This window comes from Puerhibacterium sp. TATVAM-FAB25 (genome assembly GCF_046535855.1).
Lineage (GTDB): Bacteria > Actinomycetota > Actinomycetes > Actinomycetales > Cellulomonadaceae > Puerhibacterium > Puerhibacterium variabilis_A.
Window position 1 is genome coordinate 113,734 of sequence record NZ_JAXUAK010000009.1, and the last position, 21,585, is coordinate 135,318.

The 21,585-nt window shown below is 74.5% G+C and carries 9 protein-coding genes and 1 tRNA gene; 9 read left to right on the forward strand and 1 reads right to left on the reverse strand.

Translation table 11 applies throughout. The annotated features are described in order from the left end of the window. Nucleotides 1–76: 76 nt before the first annotated feature. The 6 genes from U5M74_RS10390 (at nt 77) to U5M74_RS10415 (ending at nt 17,773) form a co-directional block, all read left to right on the forward strand. Nucleotides 77–1,264, forward strand: a complete 1,188-nt coding sequence (locus U5M74_RS10390) for a glycosyltransferase family 4 protein (protein ID WP_410908752.1) — start codon at nt 77–79, stop codon at nt 1,262–1,264. Beyond that, nucleotides 1,261–2,466: a hypothetical protein gene (locus tag U5M74_RS10395; RefSeq protein ID WP_410908754.1), complete on the forward strand. Its 1,206-nt coding sequence runs from the start codon at nt 1,261–1,263 to the stop codon at nt 2,464–2,466. Before U5M74_RS10390 ends, U5M74_RS10395 begins: the two co-directional genes overlap by 4 nt. Then, nucleotides 2,454–3,539, forward strand: coding sequence for a glycosyltransferase family 4 protein (locus U5M74_RS10400; RefSeq protein ID WP_410908756.1), 1,086 nt, complete (start codon nt 2,454–2,456; stop codon nt 3,537–3,539). Before U5M74_RS10395 ends, U5M74_RS10400 begins: the two co-directional genes overlap by 13 nt. Next, nucleotides 3,536–4,807: a hypothetical protein gene (locus tag U5M74_RS10405; RefSeq protein ID WP_410908758.1), complete on the forward strand. Its 1,272-nt coding sequence runs from the start codon at nt 3,536–3,538 to the stop codon at nt 4,805–4,807. The genes U5M74_RS10400 and U5M74_RS10405 overlap by 4 nt, the downstream gene beginning before the upstream one ends. Nucleotides 4,808–5,113: 306 nt before the next feature. Then, nucleotides 5,114–16,315: a PA14 domain-containing protein gene (locus tag U5M74_RS10410; RefSeq protein ID WP_410908760.1), complete on the forward strand. Its 11,202-nt coding sequence runs from the start codon at nt 5,114–5,116 to the stop codon at nt 16,313–16,315. A gap of 387 nt (nt 16,316–16,702) precedes the next feature. Next, nucleotides 16,703–17,773, forward strand: a complete 1,071-nt coding sequence (locus tag U5M74_RS10415; RefSeq protein ID WP_410908762.1) for a maleylacetate reductase — start codon at nt 16,703–16,705, stop codon at nt 17,771–17,773. A 51-nt stretch (nt 17,774–17,824) separates the two neighbouring features. Here U5M74_RS10415 and U5M74_RS10420 read toward each other — a convergent pair whose 3' ends face one another. Further along, nucleotides 17,825–18,424 (reverse strand): TetR/AcrR family transcriptional regulator, encoded by a 600-nt coding sequence (locus U5M74_RS10420; RefSeq protein ID WP_410908802.1) that lies wholly within the window; start codon nt 18,422–18,424, stop codon nt 17,825–17,827. Between the two features lie 239 nt (nt 18,425–18,663). On the opposite strand from U5M74_RS10420, the gene U5M74_RS10425 reads away from it, so the two are divergent. From U5M74_RS10425 to U5M74_RS10435, 3 genes are all read left to right on the forward strand, one after another. After that, nucleotides 18,664–18,735 (forward strand) — tRNA-Gln (locus U5M74_RS10425). 23 nt (nt 18,736–18,758) lie between these two features. Then, entirely contained in the window at nt 18,759–20,333 is a 1,575-nt protein-coding gene (glmU, locus tag U5M74_RS10430; protein ID WP_410908764.1) for a bifunctional UDP-N-acetylglucosamine diphosphorylase/glucosamine-1-phosphate N-acetyltransferase GlmU, read from the forward strand. Beyond that, on the forward strand, nt 20,333–21,316 hold the full coding sequence (locus U5M74_RS10435) for a ribose-phosphate diphosphokinase (RefSeq protein ID WP_410908766.1): 984 nt from the start codon (nt 20,333–20,335) through the stop codon (nt 21,314–21,316). The genes glmU and U5M74_RS10435 overlap by 1 nt, the downstream gene beginning before the upstream one ends. Nucleotides 21,317–21,585 lie beyond the last annotated feature (269 nt).

Genomic DNA, 21,585 nt, shown 5'->3' on the forward strand with positions numbered 1-21,585 from the left:
AATAACGTCCGCTCTCCTTGGCTCGCACGAATTCTCGGTGATAGCAAGAACGCGCGCTCCGACGGAGGGACACGGAATGGACTTCACACCGCCGACGACGTTCGCCCCACAGCTCGACGCGCCCTTCGCCGCGTCGCTGGAGCTGTTGGGCGAGGTGCCGGAGGAGCGCCCCGTCGTGCTGCACGTCACCGAGTGCTATGACGGCGGGGTGCGGAGCGTCGTCGACCAGGTCGCGGCGTCCGTGCCCACGGCCGAGCACCACCTGCTGTACGGCGGCGGGCCGCAGCCCGGCCCGCAGGCGGGGTACGCCTCGGTGCACCGGATCCGCGGTGGCCGGCTGGCGGCCCGCCGGGACTACACGTCGGCGCTGCGCCGGGTGCGGCCCACCGTGGTGCACGCCCACTCCAGCTGGGCCGGGCTCACCGTGCGTGGCTTCACCGGGCCGCGCGTGCCGGTGGTCTACCAGCCGCACTGCTTCGCGTTCGAGGACGGGGAGCGCGCGCTGTGGTTCCGGCTCGCCACCCGCTCGGTGGAGCGTGCCCTGACCGGCCGCACCGACGTCGTCGTGGCCGTGAGCGAGCACGAGCGGCGCCTCAGCGTGGACGTGGTGGGCCATCGTCGCGCGGTGCTGGTGCCGAACGTGCCCTCCGTGCGCCGCGGGCCGTCCACCGCGCCGGGCGCGGCGCCCGGACCGGAGTCCCCGGCCGTCCGGCCGCGGGGTGGGGCGCCGCACGTCGTCATGCTCGGGCGGGTCTGCGCGCAGAAGGACCCGGCGTGGTTCGCCGAGGCCGCGCGCCGCACCGCCGCGCAGGTGCCCGGCGCGCGCTTCACCTGGGTGGGCGACGGAGAGCCGGCGGCGACGGTGGTCCTCGCCGCCGCCGGGGTGCACGTGACCGGCTGGCTCACCGGGGAACCGCTGGAGCGGGTGCTCGACTCCGCCGACGTCTACCTCCACTCCGCCCGGTACGAGGGCTTCCCGGTGGCCGTGCTCGACGCGGCGAGCCGCGACCTGCCGGTGCTCGTGCGGCCCATCCACGCGTTCGACGGCACGGGGCTCGCTCGGGTGAGCACCCCGGCGCAGGTGCCGGACGCCGTCGTCCGGCTCCACCGCGACGAGGCGCACCGCGCGGCGGCCCTCGCACAGGGGCGCCGGGTCCTCGAGGCCATGGACGGTGTGCTCGCCGCCCGGCGGCTCGAAGAGCTGTACGCCGGCATGCGGGCCGCGCCCGCGCGACGCGCGGCCGCCCGCCCGGTCGGCCGGTGACCGTGCCGCACGCCGTCGCGGTCGGGTCGGCGACGCGCCCGGCGGGCGTGGCGCCGCGTCCTGCGCCTCCCGGCGCCGCGCCGCCGCCCGGCCGGGCGCTGCGTGCCGGTGCCGAGCGCACCCGTCGGACGCGCCTGCGCAACGGCTCGGTGCTCGCCGCCGCGGCCGCGCTCGGCGTGCTGCTCACGCTCCTGCACGACGCCCTGCCCGACCGGTTCGCCTACGACGAGAGCAAGATCCAGCGGATCGCGCAGGGCTACGCCGCGTTCCCCGAGGACAAGGCGTTCCAGACCACCGGAGACCTGTACCGGCTCCTCGGCCTCGCCGACGCCCCGCTCCTGGCCGGGCTGCTGGGGATGGCCGGGCTCGGGCTGTGCACCGCGCTCGCCCTGCGCGGCCCGGCGCACCCGGGCGCGTCCGCCCTGCGCACGGTCCCTCTCGTCCTGGCGGCGGGGACGCTCGTGCTGGGCGGGCTCTACCTCGGGCAGTACTCGAAGGAGGCCCTGCTCCTGCCGGTGGTCGCGCTCGCCCTCGTGCGCGGGCGCCGGGTGGAGCCGGCGTTCCTCGTCGCGGTGCTCGCCTACGGCGCGTTCCTGCGCACGTACTGGCTGCTCGTGCTGGTCCTCTACGTGGTGCTGCGCCTGGCGCTGGCGCGCCGCGCGGGATGGTGGGCGCTAGGCGGCACCGCGGTGGTCGCCTACGTGGCGCTGGCGGTGGGGTTCGTCGCGTGGGACGGGCTGGCGCTCGACCACTTCCGCACGGCCGTCAACGCGGTGCGGGCCGACGGCGTGGACGCCGCCACGATGATCCGGCCCCTGCTGCCCGGCGACGGCGTCGCGGTGGGCGTGGTCAACTGCCTGGCGGTGCTCGTGTCGTTCGCCGTGCCCGTGCCGCTGCTGGCCCTGGCCGCGCCCCAGCACCTGGCCGCCGCCGCGTTCCAGGCCCTGCTGTGGTGGTCCGTGCTCGCGGCGGCGCACCGCCGCATCGTGCCCGCCCGCCACGGCTCGCCCGGCCGGGACGGGCCGCACGACCCGGCGGCGGCGCGCGCCCTCGCCCTGCTGCTGGCGTTCGTGCTGGTGCAGGCGCTGTTCGAGCCCGACTACGGGTCCGCGCTGCGCCACCTGACGCCGCTGCTGCCCCTGGCGCTGCTCGTGGTCCGCACCCCCTCCTCCCGCGCGACGGGTCCGGCATGGGCGCCGTGATGGTCACGCACTGGGGGCGCAACGGCGGCGGTCCCCGGTTCACGGCCGAGCTCGCGCGCGCCCTCGCCGGGCGCCGGGACGACGTCGTCGTGCAGCACCACCGCGACGCCGAGGCCGCGCGCGACCTGGCCACGGCCGGCGCCGCCGCCGAGCAGGTACGCACCTACGGGACGACGGCGCGGTCCGTGCCGCTCGCCCTGTGGCGCCTGCCGCTCAACGCCCTGCGCACCCGCCGGGCCGTTCGCCGTCACGGCGTGACGCACGTGGTCAGTGCGATGGAGGGCCCCTTCCAGTCGCTCGTGGTCCCGACGTCGCTGCCCCGGCACGTGCGGTACGTGACCGTGGTGCACGACGCGGCGGAGCACCCCGGTGACGAGCACCTGCTCAAGCGGGTGGGGCGCCGCCTCGAGCTGGCCCGTGCCGACGTCGTCGTGACGCTCTCGGCGGACGTCACCGCACGCCTCGTCGCCTCGGGCCAGGTGGACCCCCAGCGCGTGCTCACCCTGTTCCACCCCGCCTCGGGCGCGCCCTCGGCCCCGCGGCCCGCTCCGAGCGGCACCGTGCGCGTCGGGTTCGTCGGGCGGCTCCTGCCTTACAAGGGCCTGGACCTGCTCGTCGAGGCGGCCGTCATCGCCCACCGCCGCCGCCCCGAGCTGCGGTTCGAGGTCTGGGGCGACGGCCCCTCGGCGGACGCCCGCGAGCTGCCCGGCGCCGAGCACGTGCGGTGGCACGTCGGCTGGGTCCCCGAGTCGCGACTCGAGGCGACCGTCGCGGCGCTGGACGTGGTGGTGCTGCCGTACGTCGAGGCGAGCCAGTCAGGCGTCGTGGCGCTCGCCGCCGCAGCAGGAGTGCCGTGCGTCGCCACACCGGTCGGCGGGCTGGGCGACCAGGTCCGTGGGCACGGCGGCGTGCTGGCCGACCGCGTCGACGCGGCGGCGGTCGCCGAGGCCGTCCTGCAGGTCGCGGACCGGCCGGAGCTGTACGAGGAGCTCTCGCGACAGGGCGTGAAGTCCGCCGCCGGCGACCGGAGCTGGGACGTCCTCGCCGAGCGGCTCGAGGACGTGCTCCGGTGACCCGGGCGTTCGCGGTCGGCATCGGGTCGATGTTGCTGACCTTCCTGGCCGCCCTCCTGCCTGCCCTCGCGGGGCGTGCCGACGCCCTGGTCCTGCTCGTGCAGGCAGGCGCCGTCACGTCGGTGCTGGTGCACCCCGCGACGCTCGGTGCGGCGGTTCGCGCCCCCGCCGCGCCGGCCGCCCGGCGGGGGCCGCTGCGCGCAGGCGCCGTCGCCCTGGCGGCAGTCGTGGTGCTCGGCGCCCTCGCCGCGCTCGGGCTGCGCGCGGGCCTCGGTGCCGCCGCCGCGGACGTCGCCGGCCTCGGGCCCCGCGGCGAGGCGTGGCTCGGGCCCGACGTCGCGGTCCCTGCGGCGGTGACCGTCGTCCTCCTCGCGGGCAACGGGGCGTACGTGCTGCAGCAGGCGCGGCTCACGGCCGTCGGGTCCTACCCGGCGCTCATGTCCCTGCGGCTCACCTACGCCCTCGCGGTCGTGGCCGGCACCGGCGCGTGCCTGCTGGCACACGCGCCTGCGCCCGCGTTCGTCGTCGCGGCCGCAGGCGCCTACGGCATCGCGGTGCTGGCAGCGGCGGCGTGGCGCCGCGGCGCCGCGGGCGCCGGGCCGTCGGCCGTCGCGCCGTGGCGCGCCGAGCTGCGGGCGGGGGTCGTCGTCGGTGGCGCGCTGGCGCTGACCGCGGCGGCGGGCGCGGTCGGGGCGCTCGCCACCGGGCACCTCGGTGCCGGGGCCGCCGCCTGGGCGGTGCTCACCCGGGTGGCCAACGGGTTCGAGACGCTCGGCGGCCACGTGGTCGCGCCGGCGGGCGAGGTGCGGCTCACCGGGGCGCTCGCGCGGGACGACCGGTCGGCCGTACGGGACGCGGTCCGCGGCGCTGTGCGGCGCAGCCTGCTGCTGGCGCTCGGGTTCGGCGTCGCCGGCCTCGTGGTGCTGCGCCTGACGCCGGTCGGGGACCCGCCGGCGGTGGTGCTCGCCGGCGCCCTCCTCTTCTACGGCGCCCAGGTGGTCCACGCCCCCGTCGCCCGCCTCTGGGGGCTGGTCGGGGCCCGGCGTGCGCGCCTCGCCTGGGACGCCGCACGCACGGGCGCGCTCGTCGCCGCGCTGCTGGGCGCCGGCGGGACGAGCGCTGCGGCGCCGGCGCTCGCCGTCGTCGGCGTGGCGGGCGTCGCCGTCTACGTGGGTGTGGTGCTGCGTGCGGCCGGACCCGCTCCGGTCGCGTCGCCTGCGCCGGCCCGCCGTACTGGCCTCGCGGAGGCGGCCGGCCGGCAGCGGTGACGAGGTCGCGCAGCGGTCCAGGGCGGGGCGTCCTGGACCGCCGACCGCTGCCCGGAAAGGGTCGAGAACAGCGTCGCGTCCCCCCGCGGAATGGGTGAAGAAATCCGCGCACGACGTGCGGAATGCGCGTTCCAGCAAGGGGAGGTCCGGCGGCCAATTCACCCGCGGAATGCACTTCGTTCACCCGCCGGAACAATTGTCGAGCGCTCACCGCTGTTGAATCCTGGTCGCGCGAGCGTGGCCGACGAAGGTGCCGGCGACACCCGCAAGGGGGGATCCACCGCACCGTCGGAACGGGGACCTGCCGTGAGTACTGACAGCTCGACCCATCGCCCCCCTCGCTCGTCGCGCAACCGCCGCAGCATCGCGCTCGGCGTCGTCGCCGGCCTCCTGGTCCCCACGGGAGCGCTCGTCGCCCCCGCGGCCGCGATCGAGCCGGGGGACATCCCGGCCGACGCGACGCAGTGGGCGACCACACCGTGGTCGCCGTTGCCGCCGGACGACGTGGCGGCCGCACAGCCGCTCAGCCTCACGTTCGAGGGCGAGGCCGGTGGCCTCCCGGACGCCGCGGGCGTCGGGACGGGGTTCACCGCCGTCCAGCCCTCGACGTCGGACGCGACGTACTACGTGCCGCAGAACCTCCAGACGTCCGGGGGCCGGCTGGCGATCACCGCCACCAAGGGCATCGCGTATCTGCAGCAGGACACGGCGGTGACGAACGGTGCCACGCGCAACCAGCAGGACAACACCCTGGGCGTCGGGCTCGACGCCGCGGCCACCCCGCTGCGGCTGAGCACGGCCGTGACCGTGCCCTCGAACGCCAACCAGTCCGCCCAGGGTGGCCTGTGGTTCGGCGCGGGCGACGACGACTACGTCAAGCTCGCCGTCATCGGCAACGCCTCCAACCAGCGTCAGGTCCAGCTGTCGCGGGAGATCGCGGGCGTGACGGCCGCCACGACGCCGAGCCCCGACCAGAGGACCGTCACGCTGACCACCGCCCAGGTGGGCAGCGGCCCGGTGCGCCTGACGCTCGACCTCGACCCGGAGGCCGCGACCGCCACGGCACGGTTCCAGACGGCGACGGGGGTCGTGACGGACGTCGGTCAGCTGCCGCTGCCGGCGTCGTTCTTCGACGGGTCGCTGGTCGAGGAGGAGGTCCCGGGCGTCACGGCGTTCGGCGGCATCTTCGCGACCAAGCGGAACCAGCCCGAGGCCACCGCGCAGGTGTTCACCTTCGACGACTTCTCCGCCCAGGTGCTGGACACGCAGGCGCCCGCGGCACCGGGCGACCTCGCCGCCGAGGCCGGCACCGACGTGGACCTCACGTGGTCCGCGCCCGCGGACGACGACGTGGCGGGCTACCGCGTCTACCGCGGTGCGGCGGCGCCCGTCGCCACGACCGGGACGCCGGTCTCCGGGTCGGCGCTCGTCACGGGCACCGAGCTCACCGACACCACGACGTTCTCGGGCGGCTCGTACGCCTACGCCGTCGTGGCCGTCGACGCGGCGGGCAACGCCTCCCCGGCGGCCGTCGTGGAGGGGGTGCAGCGCCACGCGCCCCCGGGCGACCCCGTCGCGGCCGTCGACTTCACGACCACGGCCGGACCGGCCGTCCCGGGCTACACCAAGGACACCGGCCTGCCCTTCGACGAGGAGCGTGGCTCCGGCTGGGTGACGGCCGACGACGCGACCCCGTTCGACTTCTCGCTCAACGGCCGCGTGCGCACCAACACCGGGGTGACCACGGACCCGCGCCTGGCGTCCGTCATCCACATGCAGTACGGCGACGTCGCGAGCGGCACGCCGCAGCAGGGCGTCCAGACGGAGGAGGGCGTCTGGCAGCTCGCGGTGCCGGACGGCACCTACACCGTGGTGGCCGCGGCCGGCGACTCCTCGGCGGGCAACTACGACAGCACGCACGTGCTCAACGCCGAGGGCGCGGCGCTGCTGCCCGCCTTCCCGGGCACCGCGGCGCGCGAGTACGACGAGGGCGCGGCGACCGTCGAGGTCACCGACGGCCACCTGACGATCGACGCCGAGGGTGGCAGGAACACGAAGATCGCCTACGTCGAGGTCTACGCCGTGGACGTCACGCAGGAGCCGGAGGAGCCGGAGGAGCCGGAGGCTCCCGCTGCCCCGACGGGCCTGACCGCGGAGGTCGGCGAGGCCGGCGTCAGCCTGGCGTGGGAGCCGGTCGACGGCGCCACGGGCTACGACGTCTTCCGTTCCACCGCCCTGCCGGTGGCCACGGACGGCGACCCGCTCAACGACGCCCCGCTCACGGCGGCGGCGTTCGAGGACACCGCCGTGACGGCGGGCACCACCTACCACTACGCCGTCGTGGCGCGCGGCGAGGGCGACGCCGTCTCGGCCGCCTCGCAGCCCGTCGAGGCCGTGGTGCCGGCCGACGAGCCGGAGGACCCGGAGGACCCGGAGGACCCGGGCGACCCGGAGGACCCGGGCGACCCGGAGGAGCCCGTCGAGTGCACCACCTGGGCGGCGGAGTACCACGTCGGCTCGGAGCTCGCCGGCGCCCCGGCGGCGACCGACTGCCTCACCGCGGTGGACGTGGACTGGGGCTGGGACACCCCGGTCGCGGCGCACAACGACGGCTTCTCGGCCCGCTTCACGCGCTCGGTCGAGCTGCCGGTCGACGGCACCTACCGCTTCACGGCCCGGGCCGACGACGGCGTGCGGGTGCTCGTGGACGGCCAGGCCGTGATCGACGAGTGGCACGCGTCGTCGGCGACGGAGGACTACGTGGCCGACGCCGTGCTGACCGCCGGTGACCACCAGGTGGTCGTCGAGTACTACGAGGACGGCGGCCAGGCGTCCGTGCGGGCCGGCTTCGAGCTCGTGACCGGGACCTGCACCGGCTGGACGGCGAGCCACTACGCCGGGCGGGACCTGGCGGGCGAGGCGGTCTCGACCGAGTGCGTCGACACGGTCGGCGCCGACTGGGGCTGGGGCACGCCGGTGCCAGGCTCGAACAACGACTTCTCGGTCCGGTACTCGGGCACCATCGACGAGGGGGCGGGCACCTACCTGTTCACCGCCCGTGCCGACGACGGCGTGCGAGTCCTGGTGGACGGCGTGGCCGTGATCGACGAGTGGGCCGACTCCTCGGGCGACACCGACCACGTGGGCCAGCTCGCGCTGGGTGACGGCCCGCACCAGGTCGTGGTCGAGTACTACGAGGCCGGCGGCACCGCGTCGCTGTCCTTCGGCTACGAGAAGAAGCTGCTCGACGTGTGCACGTCGGCGCAGTGGTCGGCCGAGTACTTCGCGAACAAGGACGCCTCGGGCGCCCCGGTCTCGACGGAGTGCACGGACGTGGTGGACACCGACTGGGGCTGGGGCACGCCGGTGGAGGGTCGCAACGACGACTTCTCGGCCCGGTTCACCCGGACGGTGACCGCCGCCGAGACCGGCACGTACCGCTTCACCGCGCGGGCCGACGACGGCGTGCGGGTGCTCGTGGACGGCCGTGCCGTGATCGACCAGTGGCGCGACTCGTCGGGCGAGACCGACCACGTGGTGGAGACGGTGCTGGTCGCCGGTGACCACCAGGTGGTCGTCGAGTACTACGAGGCGGGCGGCCAGGCCCGGGTCGAGGCCGGCGTCGAGCTGGTCGAGACCGAGACCTGCACCGGCTGGACGGCGTCGTTCTACCGCGGCGAGGACCTGACCGGCGGGTCGGTGTCGACCGAGTGCGTCGACACGGTCGGTGCCGACTGGGGCTGGGGCACGCCGGTGCCGGGCTCGAACGACCACTTCTCGGCGCGGTACTCCCGCACCATCGACGAGGGGGCGGGCACCTACCGGTTCACCGCGCGGGCCGACGACGGCGTGCGGGTCCTGGTCGACGGCGTGGCCGTGATCGACGAGTGGGCCGACTCCTCGGGCGACACCGACCACGTGGGCCAGCTCGCGCTGGGCGACGGCCCGCACCAGGTCGTGGTCGAGTACTACGAGGCCGGCGGCACGGCGTCCCTGTCCTTCGGCCACGAGAAGACCGGCGCCGACACCACGGCCCCGGAGGCGCCGACCGGCGTCGCGGCCTCGGTGGCCGACGGCGCGGTGACGATCACGTGGGCGCCGAGCGTCTCGACCGACGTCGCCGGCTACCGCGTCTACCGCGGCACCGCGGCGGGCGTCACCCCCGCGACCGGCACGCTCGTCTCCGGCAGCCAGCCGGTGACGGGCACCGAGCTCGTGGACGACGACGTCGAGCCGGACGTCACCTACCACTACGTCGTGGTGGCGGTGGACGAGGCGGGCAACGCGTCGCAGCCCTCGGCCGAGGTGGTCGGCATCGTCACCTCCACCCCGGACACCGAGGCGCCCGCGGCGGCCACCGCGCTGACGGCCGACGCCGGGGACGAGGAGGTCACGCTCACCTGGACCGCCTCGAGCTCGTCCGACGTCGCCGGCTACCGCGTGTACCGGAGCGTCAACCGCAACCCGCTCGACCCGGGCACGGGCCAGCCGGCCGTGCCGATCAGCGGCGACGGACTGGTGACGGGCACGTCGTACACCGACGCCCCCCTCCAGAACGGCACCTACTACTACGTGGTGGTGGCCGTCGACCTCGCGGGGAACGCCTCGGGGGCCTCCAACGAGGTGCTGGCCCGCCCGCAGTGGGACAACACCACGAGCATCAAGGTGGACTTCACCAAGACGGACGGCGTGCCCGTCCCGGGCTACCTGGCCGACTGGGGCCAGCCCTACGGCGTGCGCAGCAGCGCGGGCCAGGGCAGCGGGCTCAGCTACGGCTGGGTCGACGTCGACGGGCACGAGCTGAGCCTCGTGGGCAACGGCCGCGAGCGGCTGCGCACGGGCATCGACCCGAGGCTCGACTCGATCATCCACATGCAGTACGGGACGTCGCTCCAGCCCAACCCCGCCACCGGGGTGCTCACCGAGGGCAAGTGGGAGATCGGGCTGCCGGAGGGTCTGTACGAGGTCACGGTCGCGGTGGGCGACCAGGGCGGCGGGGCCAACGGCTACGACTCGACCCACGCCGTCAACGTCGAGGGCACGGCCGCCCTGGAGAGCTTCAAGGGCACCACGGCCGCCGAGTACAAGACGGTGACGGCGAAGGTCGGCGTGTGGGACGGCCGGCTGACGATCGACGCGGCGGGCGGCACCAACACCAAGCTCGGCTACCTCGAGATCAAGGGCGTGCCGTGGGTGTCGCACGTCGACACGGTCAACCCGCTCAACCGCTCCACCGGCGCCGACCCGCACGGCGGCATCGCCGCGACGATCAAGGTGCCGGAGGCCGGCTACGGCGTCGACGACACCACGATGCCCGGCAACGTGCTGCTGTTCGAGCTGCCCTCGGGCGCTGCCGTCGCCGGCTCGGTCAACACGAGCGGCGGCAACGACACGATCAACTTCGACCCGGACGCCGACCTCAAGCCGAACACGCAGTACCGGTTCGTGGTCACCTCCGGGGTCAAGGACCACCTCGGCCACGAGTTCCTGCCGTTCACCTCGGTGTTCACCACCGGGTCGGGCGCGGTCGAGGCACCCGACGAGTTCACGCCGCTGACCAACATCGCGTTCCAGAAGGTCGAGCTGCCGATCGGTGCCGGCAAGTACTGGGCGTCGTTCGTCTTCGGGCCCGACCACCGGCTCTACGGATCGACCATCGGCCAGGGCCTGTACCGGTTCGACGTCGCGGCCGACGGGTCGCTGTCGAACATGCAGAACCTCGGCTACGCCGGCGAGGCGATCATCGGCCTCACGTTCGACAAGTCGTCGACGGCGGACGACCTCAGGCTGTGGATCACCAACACCACCGCCAACGTCAGCGGCGAGTCCAACCAGTGGGCGAGCGGCATCAGCCTGCTCAGCGGCGCGGACCTGCAGAACCGGGCCCGGGTCTTCACCGGCCTGCCCCGGTCGCAGAACGACCACCTCACGAACTCGATGACCTACGGCCCCGACGGGCGCCTGTACCTCATGCAGGGCTCGAACCAGGCCTCTGGCGACAACGACGGCTCGTGGGGCAACCGCGGCGAGCAGCTGCTCACCGCCGCCGTGCTGACCTTCGACCCGAACGGCGCGGCGGTGCGGAGCGCCATCACCTCCGGCACTCCGATCCACGTCCAGACGGCCGGTGTCGCCACGCCGTACGACCCGTTCGCCGCGAACGCCCCGCTGCAGATCTACGCCACGGGCATCCGCAACGCGTACGACCTCGTCTGGCACAGCAACGGCCACCTCTACACGGCCACCAACGGCACCGCCGGCGGCGCCAACGTGCCAGGTGTCACCGCGAACCCCGACGGCACCTTCACGCGGACCGGCCAGGTCAACGGCCAGGACGTCACCGCTCAGTGCCGGCGCCGCGACTACACCGGCGGCACCGTGCCGGCGCTGACCAACATCGGCACCCAGCGCGACCTGCTGTTCGACATCTCCCAGGGCGGCTACTACGGCCACCCGAACCCGACGCGGTGCGAGTGGGTGCTCAACGAGGGCAACCCGGCGGGCAACCCGCCGAAGTCGCCCGGCCAGGGGCAGAAGTACCCGGTGGGCGTCGCTCCCGACCCGAACTACCGGGGCATCGCCTACGACCTCGGGTTCAACATCTCGCCCAACGGCACGATCGAGTACCAGAGCAGCACGTTCGGCGGGCAGCTCAAGGGGCGGATCATCATCACCCGCTTCTCCAACAACAACGACCTGGTCTTCCTGCAGCCGGACTCGGCGACGGGCAAGATCCTGGGCGCCCAGACGGAGGTGGGCATCACCGGCGTGCCGAACACGACGATGCAGGGCGTGGGCGGCTTCAACGACCCGCTCGAGGTCGTCGAGGACCCGGCCAACGGCAACCTGTACGTCAACCAGTACGACCGGGCCGGCAACCAGCAGAAGCTGTACCTGCTGCGGGTGCCCGCGAACCAGCAGGCCGCCAAGGTCACCACGTCGGCCGACGAGCTCGTCCTGTCGGCCGCCAAGAGCAACGCCACCAACGCGTCGGCGGCGCAGAAGACCGACGTCGAGAGCATCACGGTGACCAACACCTCGACGGGCACCGTGGACCTGGCCGCGGCGGTCGGCGGGGCCAACGCCGGCGAGTTCGCCGTCCAGGGCACGGTCCCGGCCACCCTGGCGGCCGGTGCGTCGGCCACCTTCCAGGTCCGGTTCTCCCCGGGCACCACGGCGGGGCAGCGCTCCGCGGTGCTCACCGTCACCGGCGGCGACAGCACCGTGCAGGTGCGGCTCTTCGGCCTGGCGACGAACGGCATCGAGGGCGGCAACGAGCCGCCGCTCAACGACGTGCTGAAGACGCTCGGCCATGACGTCGAGGTCGGCTGGACGAACCTCGAGGGCGGCGTGCAGCCGACCGCGAAGGGCGACGAGGTGCTCGAGCCCCTCTTCGTGAGGTCCGGGACGGCGGCGCCGACGTGGAAGCCGCTCGCCTTCTACGCGCCGAACGAGAACGTCCCGTTCGGCTGGTACACGGGTGACGGCACCGCGTCGGAGCGGCACCAGGTCGGGGCGATCTCGAGCGCCGGCTACCAGTCGCTCCTGCCGCCCGCGACGTCGAGCAGCACGATGTCGTTCGACCCGGGCGACGCCACCTTCGGGTTCTTCTACCAGTCGATGGTGTTCAACCGGGTCGGCTACACCGAGGACCGGCTCAACACCGGCGTCGCGCACCGTGCTCGCGTCTACCCGGCCAAGAACCGCGCGGGGACGCTGATCCCCAACAGCTACCTCGTCGCCTTCGAGGACGCCTCGAACGGCGACTACCAGGACTACGTGTTCCTGGTGACGGGCGTGAAGCCCGTGACGGACACGGGCAGCGACGACGGCGCGGTCCGGGTCGACTTCACCACGGCCACGGGCCGGCTCGCGGCGGGCTACCTGCGCGACCACGGGCAGGCCTTCGGACCGCGCACCGGGGCCGACCAGGGCAGCGGGCTCAGCTACGGCTGGAAGGACCAGGCCACCGAGGTCGACGCCAACATCTCGGTCGGCGGCTCGACACCGGGCAACGGGCGCGACCGGCTGACCAGCCAGCCCGACGTGCGGCTCGACACGATCATGCACATGCAGCCGGCGGACGTGCCCGGCTTCAACGGCACGAACGGGAGGTTCTACTGGGAGCTCGCCGTCCCGGACGGCGACTACCGGGTCACGGTGGGGGTCGGCGAGTCCTTCCCCGGCACGACCGCGGAGTCGCACCGGATCAACGTGGAGCACACGAACCTCGTCGCCGGGTTCGTGCCCACGGGGGCCGAGGGGTCCGCGAGCCGGCACGCCACGGCGACCGGGACGTTCACCGTCACCGACGGGTTCCTCACGGTGGACGCCATCGGGGGCACCAACACGAAGATCGCCTTCGTGGACGTCGTGCCCGTCGACGGCGGCGGCGAGGTGCCGGGCGACGACCCGAGCGACGGCGCCCAGGTGAAGGTCGTGTTCCGCACGCCGACCGCCCCCGCGGTCGACGGGTGGACCTCCGACACCGGGCTGGCCTGGTCGGCACAGCGGGGCTACGGGTGGCTCGACGCCGCCACGGGCCAGCCGGTGGACCGGTCCGCGGCGACCCGGTACCGCACCGCGCCGTCGGGCGGCATCACCTTCCCGACCGACGAGCGGCTCAAGGGCTTCGCGTTCCTCGACAACGCGAGCCAGCCGACGTACACCGACGGCGTCTGGGAGTACGCCGTCCCCGACGGCGAGTACGACGTGGCCCTGTCCGTGGGCGACGCCGGGTTCACCGACTCCACGCACGGCGTGCAGGTGGAGGGCCAGCCGATCGTCCAGAGCTTCGGCCCGACGTCCACCACGCCGTTCCAGACGGGCGTGCGGCACGTGACCGTGACGGACGGCCGGCTGACGATCTCCAACAGCGGCACCAACACCAAGGTCAACTGGGTGTCGATCAAGGGCGACGGGCTCGGCGAGCCGGAGCCGGCGCCGGTGACCCGCATCAACTTCCAGACCGCGGACGCCGTGGCGCCCGCGGGCTGGACGGCGGACACCGGCGCGGCGTTCTCGACGGCGACCGGCTTCGGCTGGCTCGACGCGGGGACGCGCCAGCCCGTGGACCGCACGAACGCCACGCGCTACCGCACCGCGGCGACGTCGGGCATCGCCTACCCGGCCGGGGACGTGACGCGTCAGACGCTCGCGCTGATGCAGAACACGACGACTGCCGGCGGCACGGTCACCGGCATCACCAACGGCACGTGGGAGCACGTCGTGCCGAACGGCGTCTACACGGTGGGCGTCTCGGTCGGTGACCCCGGGTACCTCGACTCGGTGCACGGGGTGGCGGCGGAGGGCACGCCGGTCGTGTCCGGCTACACCCCGACGGGGTCGGCGCCGTTCACCAGCGGCACGGCCCAGGTGGCGGTCACGGACGGCCGGCTCACGCTGACGGCGACGGGCACCAACACCAAGATCAACTGGGTCACGATCCAGGGGGCCACGGTGGCGGCGCCGGTGGTCACGATCGCGGCGAACGGGCAGGCGGTGACCGGCAGCTCCTACACCGGCGGCGACACCACGGTGACGCTGCAGGCGGTGGCCGGCTCCGGCGCGCAGATCAGCTCGCTGACCTACGCGCTCGACGGCGCCCAGCCCGTCGCCTACACCGCACCCCTCACGTTCACGCGGCCGGGTGAGCACACGCTCCAGGTCACGGCCACGGACGGCGCCGGGCGCACCACGAGCCGCACGCTCGAGCTCGAGATCCTGAACCTGGGCGGCACGCTGACCCTGCGCAACCAGCAGGCGACGCGGGTCGGGAACCAGGCGACGGCCGCGCCGATCCCCGGCTTCAGCGAGGACACGCTCGTGCTGCACCGGATCGCCTCGGGCACCACCACCCACACCACCACGGAGCAGGCGACCGTCAACCTGGTCAACACCGGCTCCAAGGACCTGCGGATCTCGGCGCTCACGCTGAGCGGGCCGCAGGCGGCGCAGTTCGAGCTCGTGAACCCGCCCGCGCTGCCGGCCACCGTGGCACCGGGGGGCACGCTGGGGCTCACGGCGAAGTTCGTGGGCACCGGCGGGTCGAAGGGGGTGCGCACAGCGGACGTGGTGATCGCCTCGAGCGACCCGGCCTCGCCCAGCACGGCGGTCCACCTGCGCGGCGGCTACATGGGCGCGCCCGAGGGCAACAGCGAGCTGACGCTGCCGCAGATCGTGAGCCTGTTCGACCTGCGCACGAACGTCGGGCCCCTCACGACCCAGAGCGGCGGCATGTCGCTCGGGTACGGCTCCGAGAACCAGGGCTCGCCGCTCAACGGTGAGGAGGTGCGCTCCATGCAGTGGAAGCGCATGGACGCCTCCCGCCCGGTCCAGGCCCGTCAGCTCGCCGCGTTCCACGGCTGCTGCGGGCAGACCGAGACGATCAGCATCAACGGCGCATCGTCCACGCAGGCCGTCGCGTACGGCCAGGCGGTGCTCCCGCTGACGTCGACCGGTGGCCCGGTCGCGGTCTCCACCAACCCGACGGGGAGCTTCACGATCACCGTCAACGGGCAGAGCACCAACAACGTGTCGTACATGGCGGTCAAGACATGGCCGCTGCGCGACCGGACCGGCGCGGTGGTGCCGGGCGCGTGGGTGGTGGGACACGACTACATCTCCGGCGCCAACCAGTGCGGCATCGGCGCCACCAACTGCGACTACCAGGACAACGTCTACGTGGTGACCAACATGCTGCCGGTCGCCCCGTCCGACACCGCGGCCCCCGCGGCCGTGACCGGGCTGGCCGGCGCGGCGGACACCGGCGGGGTCGACCTCTCCTGGACCGCGGCGACCGCCACGGACCTCGCGGGGTACCGCGTGGAGCGGGCGACGTCGGCGTCCGGGCCCTGGTCGTCGGTCACCGGCGCCACGCCCGTGCGGGGGACGACGTTCCGCGACACGGCGGTGCCGTTCGCGACCACCGTGCACTACCGGGTGGTGGCGATCGACGCGGCAGGCAACGTCGCGGCACCGTCCGCGGCGGTGGCGGTGAACGTCTCCTCGGTGGCGGGCCGCGCCATCCGCATCAACGCGGGCGGCGGGGCGGTGACGACGCCGGACGGCAGGGAGTGGCTCGCCGACCAGCTGTTCACGGCGGCGGGCACGAAGGCCTACACCAACGCGTCGGTGACACAGATCGCGGGCACGACCAACGACGCGATCTACCTCTCCGAGCGCAGCACCACCGCGGACCTGCAGCCCTTCGGGTACGACATCCCGGTCCCGGCCGGGCAGTACCTGGTGCGCCTGCACTTCGCGGAGATCTACTTCGGCGCCACCGGTGGCGGCGCAGGAGGCAACGGCAGGCGCGTGTTCAGCGTCAACCTCGAGGGCGGGGCGGTCGAGGTGCCCAACCTCGACCTGAACGCGGTCGCCGGCCCGATGACGGCGCACGAGCGCCAGCTCGTCGTCCCGGTCACCGACGGCAACCTCGACATCGACCTCTCGGCCACGGTGAACCAGGCCAAGATCTCGGCGATCGAGGTGCTGCCGGCTCCCTGACGGGCAGCTCGGGGGCGGACCGGCCCGTCGGCGCAGCGCGCCGGCGGGCCGGTCCGCGTCCCGTTGCTGGTGCCGGTCACCGTGCCGGTCACCGTGCCGGTCACCGTGCCGGTCACCGTGCCGGTCACCGTGTCGGTCCCGTGTCGGCCTCGTGTCACGTCGGTGTCGGGTCCCGCGCCGCGCCGCCGGCAGGGTGCCGGCGGCCGCGGGTGCCGCCTACGCTCGGGCATGTCCGCGCTCGACTCCCACCCGGAGCCCCGTGCCGGCCGTGCTGCGCCTCACCCGGGCCGCGGCGGCCGCCCGGCGAGCGCGGGGGCGCGCGCCACGACGGCGTCGCGCACGCCCGCCCCTGCGCACCGCCGCGCACGCACCGAGGAGGAGACGACGGTGACCCAGCCTGCGACGAGCGGCGGGGGGACGTCCCCCGTCATGGTCCACGAGATGCTCCCCGGCCGCGTGCTGCTCGGCCGCGGCGCCCTGCGCGAGGTCCCGGCGCAGGCCGACCGGCTCGGCGCGCGGCGCGTGCTGGTCGTCGCCGCGCCGTCGGCCAAGGTCGTGGCCGACGACCTCGTCGAGGCGCTCGGCGACCGCGTGGCGGCGGTGTTCGACCAGCCGCGCCAGCACACGCCTGCCGAGGTGACCGCCGAGGCGCTGGCGCTCGGGCGGGCCCACGGCGCCGACGGCGTGGTCACGCTGGGCGGCGGCTCCGCGATCGGCCTCGGCAAGGCGATCGTCGCCCGCACCGGGATGCCGCACGTGGCCATCCCGACGACCTACGCGGGCACGGAGGCCTCGCCGGTGCTCGAGGAGACCGTGGACGGCGTGGACACCGTCCGCCGGGACCCCGCCCTGGTGCCCGACGCCGTGGTCTACGACCCGCTCGTCACGCTCACCATGCCCCACGGCCTGACGCTCACCAGCGCCCTGCACGCCTTCGCGCACGCCGTGGAGGCGCTGTACGACGCCGACGGCACGCCGGTCACCCGCGCGTACGCGCTCGAGGCGGCCGAGTGCATCCTCAACGCGCTGCCGGTGGTGCTCGACGACCCGGGCGACGTGGTGTCCCGCGAGCGCCTGCAGGGCGCGGCGTGGCTGGCGGGGCTGTGCCAGGCGTACGGGCGGATGGGCCTGCACCACCAGCTCGCGCACGCGCTGGCCGACGCGTTCGACCTGCCGCACGCCGAGCTGCACGCGCTGCTGCTGCCGCACGTCATGGCGTTCAACCTGCGCGCGGCCCCCGACGCCGCCGCCCGGCTCGCGCGGGTGTGCGGCGGCAGCGCGGTGGCCGAGGTGATGCAGCTGGTGCGCAGCCACGGCGGCCCGACGGCGCTGTCCGAGCTCGGCGTGCCCGCCGCCGGCCTGCGCGCCGTGGCCGAGGCGGTGGCCGCCGACCCGGCGCCCAACCCCCGCCCGCTCGACGCCGAGTCGGTGCTGCACCTGCTCGAGGAGGCGTGGTGACGGGGACGTCGTGACGGGGACGTGGTGACGGGGACGTGGTGACGGCTCGGTTCAGTGCTCGCTGGTGAGCGCCGGCTTCTTCTCCATGCCCTTGAGGCCGTTCCAGGCCAGGTTCACCAGGTGCGCCGCGACCTCGTCCTTCTTGGGCCGTCGGGCGTCCAGCCAGTACTGACCGGTCAGCGCGATCATGCCGACGAGCATCTGGGCGTACAGCGGCGCGACGCGCGGCTCCAGGCCGTTGGAGCGGAACTGCGCGACGAGGATGTGCTCCACCTGCGTGGCGACGTCGCCGATCAGCGAGGAGAAGGTGCCGGTCGCCTGCGCCACGGGGGAGTCGCGCACCAGGATGCGGAAGCCGTCCTCGTGCGCCTCGATGTAGTCGAGCAGCGCCAGGGCCGTGCGCTCCACCATCACCTTGGGGTGGCCGCCGGCGGCCAGCGCCCCGGTCAGCGCCGTGGTGAGCGCCTGCACCTCCCGGTCGACGACGACGGCGTAGACGCCCTCCTTCCCGCCGAAGTGCTCGTAGACCACGGGCTTGGACACCTCGGCGCGCGCCGCGATCTCCTCGACGCTCGTGCCCTCGAAGCCCTTCTCCGCGAACAGCCCGCGGCCGATCGTCAGCAGCTGCTCACGGCGCTGGCTCGCCGTCATGCGGGCGCGCGTGGCTCGGGCGGGCGCGCGGCGGGGCTCGCGAGGCTCGGAGGGCATGCGAGCCATTGTGCCCGTCGCCACGCTCCGGGCGCCCCCGGGCGCCCCCGGGCGCCGCCGGGGGCGCCGGGCGGCGGTCGCCGGGGGCGGGCCCGTACGGGGGCAGCCCCGCGGACCTGGCAGACTGTCGCAGGGACGTGCGGCGGTGCGCGCGGGGCGGCGCCCACCGCTGAACCGTCCGTTCCGCCTTGGTGTAATCGGCAGCACAGGGGTTTTTGGTGCCCTTGGTCCAGGTTCGAGTCCTGGGGGCGGAGCTGGTGCCAGCACCCGAGGAGAGATGGGAGCACTCGTGGTCTCGACAGGCTCGACCACACCGGCGGGGCAGCCCGCCGACGACGCGGCGTCGTCCGCACCCCGGCCCGCTGCGGTCGTCGTCCTGGCGGCCGGCCAGGGCACTCGCATGCGGTCGGCGCGGCCCAAGGTGCTGCACGCCGTCGGCGGGCGCAGCCTGCTGGGCCACGCCATGGTCGCCGGGCGGGCCCTGGACCCGCAGACGCTCGCCGTCGTCGTGCGCCACGGCCGCGACCTGGTCGCGGCGGAGGTCGAGCGGGTCGACGCCGCGGCGCTCGTCGTCGACCAGGACGAGGTGCCCGGCACCGGCCGTGCCGCGCAGTGCGCGGTCGAGGCGCTCGACGCCCGCGGCCCGCTCGACGGGCCGGTCGTGGTCACCGCGAGCGACGTGCCGCTGCTCGACGGGGAGACGCTGGCCCAGCTCGTGGCCGCGCACGTCACCGACGGCAACGCCGTGACGATCCTGACCACCGTCGTCGAGGACGCCACCGGCTACGGCCGGATCGTGCGCGAGGAGGGCAGCGGCGACGTGCTGGCCATCGTGGAGCACAAGGACGCCACCGACGCCCAGCGCGAGATCCGCGAGATCAACACCTCGATCTTCGTGTTCGACGCCGACGTGCTGCGCCGCGGCCTCGCCTCGCTGGGCACGGACAACGCCCAGGGCGAGATGTACCTCACCGACGTCGTGGCGTTCGCCCGCGCCGAGGGCCGCACGGTCCGCGCGGTCATCACCGACGACCCCGTCGCGGTGGAGGGCACGAACGACCGCCTCGCGCTGTCGGTGCTCGGCAAGGAGATGAACCGCCGCATCCTCGAGCGCTGGATGCTCGACGGCGTCACGGTCGTCGACCCGGAGACCACGTGGGTGGACGTCGACGTCGAGCTCGCGCCCGACGTCACCCTCCTGCCGGGCACGCAGCTGCACGGCGCCACCGCGGTCGCCGAGGGCGCCACGGTGGGCCCGGACACCACGCTCACCGACGTCGAGGTCGGCCCCGGCGCCACGGTGGTGCGCACGCACGGGTCGCTGGCGGTGATCGGCGCCGGCGCGAGCGTCGGGCCGTTCGCCTACCTGCGCCCGGGCACCGTGCTCGGCGAGCGCGGCAAGATCGGCACGTTCGTCGAGACCAAGAACGCCGAGATCGGCGCGGGCGCCAAGGTGCCCCACCTGTCGTACATCGGCGACGCCACGATCGGCGAGGGCTCGAACGTGGGCGCCGCGACGGTGACGCTCAACTACGACGGCGTGGCCAAGCACCGGACCGTCGTCGGCGCGCACGCCAAGGTCGGCGGCGACAACATGCTCGTCGCGCCCGTGACGGTCGGCGACGGCGCGTACACGGCCGCGGGCTCCGTGATCACCCGCGACGTGCCCGCGGGCGCGCTCGGGGTGAGCCGTGCCCAGCAGCGCAACGTCGAGGGCTGGGTGGAGCGCAAGCGCCCCGGCACCCCCGCCGCCGAGGCCGCCGCGCGCGCCCGCGCCGACGGCGGCCCCGACCCCGCCGACCCCGCCTCCGCCCCTGCCGCCGACGCCGCCCCCGAAGGAACCTCGCACTGATGAACAACTCGATCCACGGCTCCGGCGAGCGCAACCTCGTCCTGGCGAGCGGGCGCGCCCACCCGGACCTGTCCCAGGCGGTCGCCGACGAGCTCGGCATCGCCCTGCTCCCGGTCTCGGCGTACGACTTTGCGAACAGCGAGACCTACGTGCGGTTCGGGGAGTCGGTGCGCGGCACGGACATCTTCCTGCTGCAGTCGCACACCGCGCCGGTCAACCAGTGGCTCATGGAGCAGCTGCTCATGGTCGACGCCGCCAAGCGCGCCTCGGCCAAGAGCGTCACCGTGGTGGCACCGTTCTTCGCCTACGCCCGCCAGGACAAGAAGAGCCGCGGCCGCGAGCCGATCTCGGCGCGCCTGGTGGCCGACATGCTCAAGACCGCCGGCGCGGACCGCATCATGAGCGTCGACCTGCACACCCCGCAGATCCAGGGCTTCTTCGACGGCCCCGTGGACCACCTGTGGGCCATGCCGGTGCTCACCGACTACGTGCGCACCCGCGTGGACACCTCCAACGTCACCGTGGTCTCGCCCGACGCCGGCCGCATCCGCGTGGCCGAGCAGTGGGCGGCCAAGCTCGGCGGCGGGCCGCTGGCCTTCGTGCACAAGACCCGCGACGTCACGCGCCCCAACAAGTCGGTCGCCAACCGCGTCGTCGGCGACGTCGCCGGCCGGGAGTGCGTGCTGGTCGACGACCTCATCGACACCGGCGGCACGATCGCCGAGGCGGTCAAGGTGATCATGGACGCCGGCGCGAAGTCGGTCGTCGTGGCCGCCACGCACGGCGTGCTCTCCCACCCGGCGGCGCAGCGCCTGTCCGAGTGCGGCGCCTCGGAGGTCGTGATCACCGACACCCTGCCGATCGCGGCCGACCGGCGGTTTGACCAGCTCACCGTGCTGTCGATCGCGCCGCTGCTGGCCCGCGCGATCCGCGAGGTGTTCGACGACGGCTCGGTCACCTCGCTGTTCGACGGCAACAGCTGACCCGGGCGCGACGCGCGACGAGGGGCCCGACGGCGGTGCGCCGGCGGGCCCCTCGTGCTCGGCGCGGTGCCCCGCGTTCCCCGGAGCCCGCGGAGCCGGGTACAGTAGTCCGGTTGCCTCGGCGAGGGACGTAGGACGGGCCTCGTGGTTCCGTCGAGATCCGTGATCGACTGGGCGGTCGTGACGCGCGTGAGCGCGCGTCCCCGTGAGTCGTGCGCGTCCGTCATGGGTCCCACGCCGACGCAGCCGCCCCCGAGACCTCCCGCTGG

What these genes read in the sequence shown, in the direction of transcription:
- glmU (WP_410908764.1), top strand. Translation starts at nt 18,759, where the DNA reads ATGGGAGCACTCGTGGTCTCGACAGGCTCGACCACACCGGCGGGGCAG.
- U5M74_RS10400 (WP_410908756.1), top strand. Translation starts at nt 2,454, where the DNA reads ATGGGCGCCGTGATGGTCACGCACTGGGGGCGCAACGGCGGCGGTCCC.
- U5M74_RS10435 (WP_410908766.1), top strand. Translation starts at nt 20,333, where the DNA reads ATGAACAACTCGATCCACGGCTCCGGCGAGCGCAACCTCGTCCTGGCG.
- U5M74_RS10420 (WP_410908802.1), bottom strand. Translation starts at nt 18,424, where the DNA reads ATGACGGCGAGCCAGCGCCGTGAGCAGCTGCTGACGATCGGCCGCGGG.
- U5M74_RS10390 (WP_410908752.1), top strand. Translation starts at nt 77, where the DNA reads ATGGACTTCACACCGCCGACGACGTTCGCCCCACAGCTCGACGCGCCC.